At 42.3% G+C, this 3,408-nt stretch carries 3 protein-coding genes; all 3 read left to right on the top strand.

What is annotated here, in order from left to right; translation table 11 throughout:
• Nucleotides 1–625, top strand: a 625-nt coding sequence (locus tag ACO1R6_RS03235; protein ID WP_486262136.1) for an N-acetylneuraminate synthase family protein, incomplete at its 5' end; no start/stop codon positions are given.
• Between the two features lie 2 nt (nucleotides 626–627).
• Entirely contained in the window at nucleotides 628–1,902 is a 1,275-nt protein-coding gene (locus ACO1R6_RS03230) for a hypothetical protein (protein ID WP_486262134.1), read from the top strand.
• 4 nt (nucleotides 1,903–1,906) lie between these two features.
• Nucleotides 1,907–3,382, top strand: a complete 1,476-nt coding sequence (locus ACO1R6_RS03225) for a lipopolysaccharide biosynthesis protein (protein ID WP_486262133.1) — start codon at nucleotides 1,907–1,909, stop codon at nucleotides 3,380–3,382.
• The last annotated feature ends 26 nt before the right edge of the window (nucleotides 3,383–3,408 follow it).

Raw genomic sequence — 3,408 nt, 5'->3', positions numbered from 1 at the left:
TTTACTAAAGAAAGTAGCTGCCACAGGCAAACCCGTTATTATGTCTACGGGGGTTGCTAACGCGGCCGATATCGACGAGGGTGTCCGGACTTTACGTGCCTGGGGTTGCCAGGACTTAATATTGCTCAAATGCACCAGCACTTACCCGGCTACGCCCGAAAATACCCATTTGCGTACCATTCCGCATTTAGCCCAATTATTTGGGGTACAAGTAGGCTTGTCGGATCATACCATGGGCATTGGGGCCGCCGTAGCCGCCGTAGCTTTGGGCGCTACCGTAGTTGAAAAACATTTTACCTTAAACCGGGCCGACGGCGGGGTTGATTCTGCTTTTTCTTTAGAACCGGCCGAATTAGCTGCCCTGGTAATCGAAACGGAGCGTGCGCAATTGGCGTTGGGCAATATTCAGTACGGAATTCAAAAAGCCGAACAAAAAAGTAAATTATTTAAACGCTCGGTTTACGTAGGCCAGGATATTAAAGCCGGGGAAATATTTACGCCCGAAAACCTCCGGATTATTCGGCCGGGTTTGGGATTAGCCCCTAAATATTACGAACAAATATTGGGCAAAACCGCCAAAAAAGATTTTAAAGCCGGCACACCCTTAACCTGGGATTTATTATAAGCATGTTTAATACCCTGGTAAAAAGGTACGCCAATATTTTACACCTTCGCTTTACCGATACCTTTGCGGCTTTACCGGCCCATACCCTTAATGCAATTTCGCGGGTTAATTTCTTTTCCCGTATTATTTGGGTTTTGGGGTATACAGCTGGCCGTTTGGTTTTACCTTTATTTAGCCCCCAGCCCAAAAATCGGTTCCTACACCAGAAAGTTTGGCTTTACGTGGTAAGTAAAAACAATTACGAAGCGCTGTCATTTTTTAAAGAAAATTTACCTGATGCGGTATTTGTTGCCGGGCAAAATAAACAACTGGGCATATACAACCAACAAGTTAACCGCATCTCTACCCGGTATAAAATATTTTACCTCTACCGTTTTTTTCCGTTGTTGTGGGGTTTGTACCGCTTAAAAGGCAAGCGCGCCATCCGGTTTTTTGATTTAATTTATACTGCTACCGGCTACTACGAAATTTCCCTAAAAGCTTTAAAAAAGTACCAGCCCAAGGCCATTATTTTTGCCAACGACCACAACACCGATTCCCGGGCACTCTTACTTGCCGCCAAAGACTTAGGCATTAAAACCATTTACATTCAACACGCCAGTGTAAGCAACAGTTTTCCGCCGTTAGAATTTGATTTAAATCTGCTTGAAGGACAAGATGCTTTAGATAAATACAAGCAGTGCGGACCTATAACCGGAAAAGTAAAATTAATTGGTATGCCCAAAGCCGATGCTTTCCTGCAAGAAAAGAACTTATCTAAAACCATCCGGCGCCTGGGCATTTGTGCCAATACCATCGATGAGCTGGAACCTATTGCTGATTTGTTAAAAAATTTAACGCAAGCTTTTCCGGAAATTGCCTTTACGTTTCGGCCGCACCCCAGCGATAACCGTGATTTTAGCTTTACTCAACAGTTTGGTGCCCAGGTTAAATATTCCGATGCCAAAACCGAAACGGCTTTTTCCTTTTTAAAACAACAGGATGCTTTGGTGGCAGCCGATTCTTCTATCCACCTGGAAGCTACCATGTTAAATATTTTGAGTATTTATTACCGCTTTAATGTTAACAGCTTGCTTTACGATTACTATGGCTACGTAAAAAATGGTTTAATACTTACCGCCAAAAATGCAAAACATTTAATAGCAATCATAAAAACCTACCAGCATAACCGACCCCAGGTTTACGAACGCGCTGGTTATTATAACGCCGTAATGGGTACCGAATACGAAGGCCAAAGCCATGTACTGGCCAGCCGGTTTATAAAAGCATTTATTTAAATACATGGGCACCATAAAACGGCAAGGTATTTTAAACACCATTATTTCCTATGCCGGGGTAATTATTGGCTATGTAAATATAGTTATTTTGCTGCCCTGGATGTTAGAAGAAGAGCAGGTGGGGCTAACCCGTTTGTTGCTCACATTGGCGGTGGTATATGCGCAATTCTCGGCTTTAGGTTTTGCCAGTGCAGGGGTCCGGTTTTTTCCTTATTTCCGCGACAAAGCCCGGCAACACCATGGTTTTCTGGCATTTTTTCTGGGCGTTCCCATGGCGGGGTTTGTGTTGATAACGCTACTCTTCCTGGTGTTCCGGCCCTATATACTTGGGTATTACACCAAAGAATCGCCGCTGATTGTAGAATATTACTACTATCTTATTCCGTTAGGCTTTTTTACTTTAATTTTTAATTTATTCAATGCCTACCTTACCTCGTTATATAAAACGGTGGTGTCGTCGTTTGTGCAGGATTTCTTGCTGCGGGTGCTCACCATGTTGGTTATTTTGGGGTACAACCAGCAATATTATTCCTTCCCGACATTCTTAAGTCTTTTTGTAATTGTAAATTGTTCGGTAGCTTTTTTTCTGTTGATATACCTGCTCTGGTTACGACAATTTTACATCCGCCCCGATTTTAAAGCACTGCAACAAATGCCCATTAAAGGGATGGTGCGGTATGGCTTTTATTCTTTTTTAGGCAACATATCCAATACCCTTATTATTACCATCGACTCAATTATGATTGGTCATTATATTGGATTGGGGGGGGTAGGTATTTATACCATTGCCGCTTACATTGCCAGCGTTATTTTAATTCCGGGCCGCTCGCTCTACAAAATTGTGCTGCCCCAGATTACCGATTTCTGGAAAAACGAAAATATACCGGCCCTGGCCCGCTTGTACAAGCAAGTAACCCGCATGAACCTGGTAATTGGCTGCTTACTTTTTACGGGCATTTGGGCCAATATAAATAATATGTTTGCTTTGCTTCCGCCCGAGTACCAGGAAGGCCGCTACGTAATTTTGTTTATTGGTTTAGCCCGCTTATTCGATTTGGCAACCGGTATTAACGGGCTAATTCTGCTTACATCCAGCAAATACCGCTACGATTTATTTTTCAATATATTCTTATCTTTAACCACTATTTTAACTAATTATTACTTTATTCCGTCGTTTGGCATTATAGGCGCTTCTTTTGCCACCATGGGTACCAACATACTGATAAACCTATTACGCATGTTGTTTGTGCTGTACTGGTTTAAAATGCAGCCTTTCGATAAAACATCCTGGCAAATATTATTACTAGCAGGCGTTAGTTACGGACTAAACTTATTGTTGCCTTACCTGCAAAACACCTTTTTAGATATAGGGGTGCGTTCTGCTTTAATTACCCTCGTGTATGGCGCTGGTATTTGGCTCCTTAAATTAGCGCCCGAAGCCACCAACAAACTAGAAAAAATATTGCGCGGTGCCAAATAACTTTATAATTAAATTTATAAGCTACT

This window comes from Adhaeribacter sp., from assembly GCF_057359045.1.
The sequence above is the reverse complement of the archived record's forward strand: the minus strand, read 5'-3'. Positions and strand labels throughout refer to the sequence as shown.

Bases quoted from the DNA above. Each gene is read 5' to 3' on its own strand.
- ACO1R6_RS03230 (WP_486262134.1), top strand. From the start codon at position 628: ATGTTTAATACCCTGGTAAAAAGGTACGCCAATATTTTACACCTTCGC.
- ACO1R6_RS03225 (WP_486262133.1), top strand. From the start codon at position 1,907: ATGGGCACCATAAAACGGCAAGGTATTTTAAACACCATTATTTCCTAT.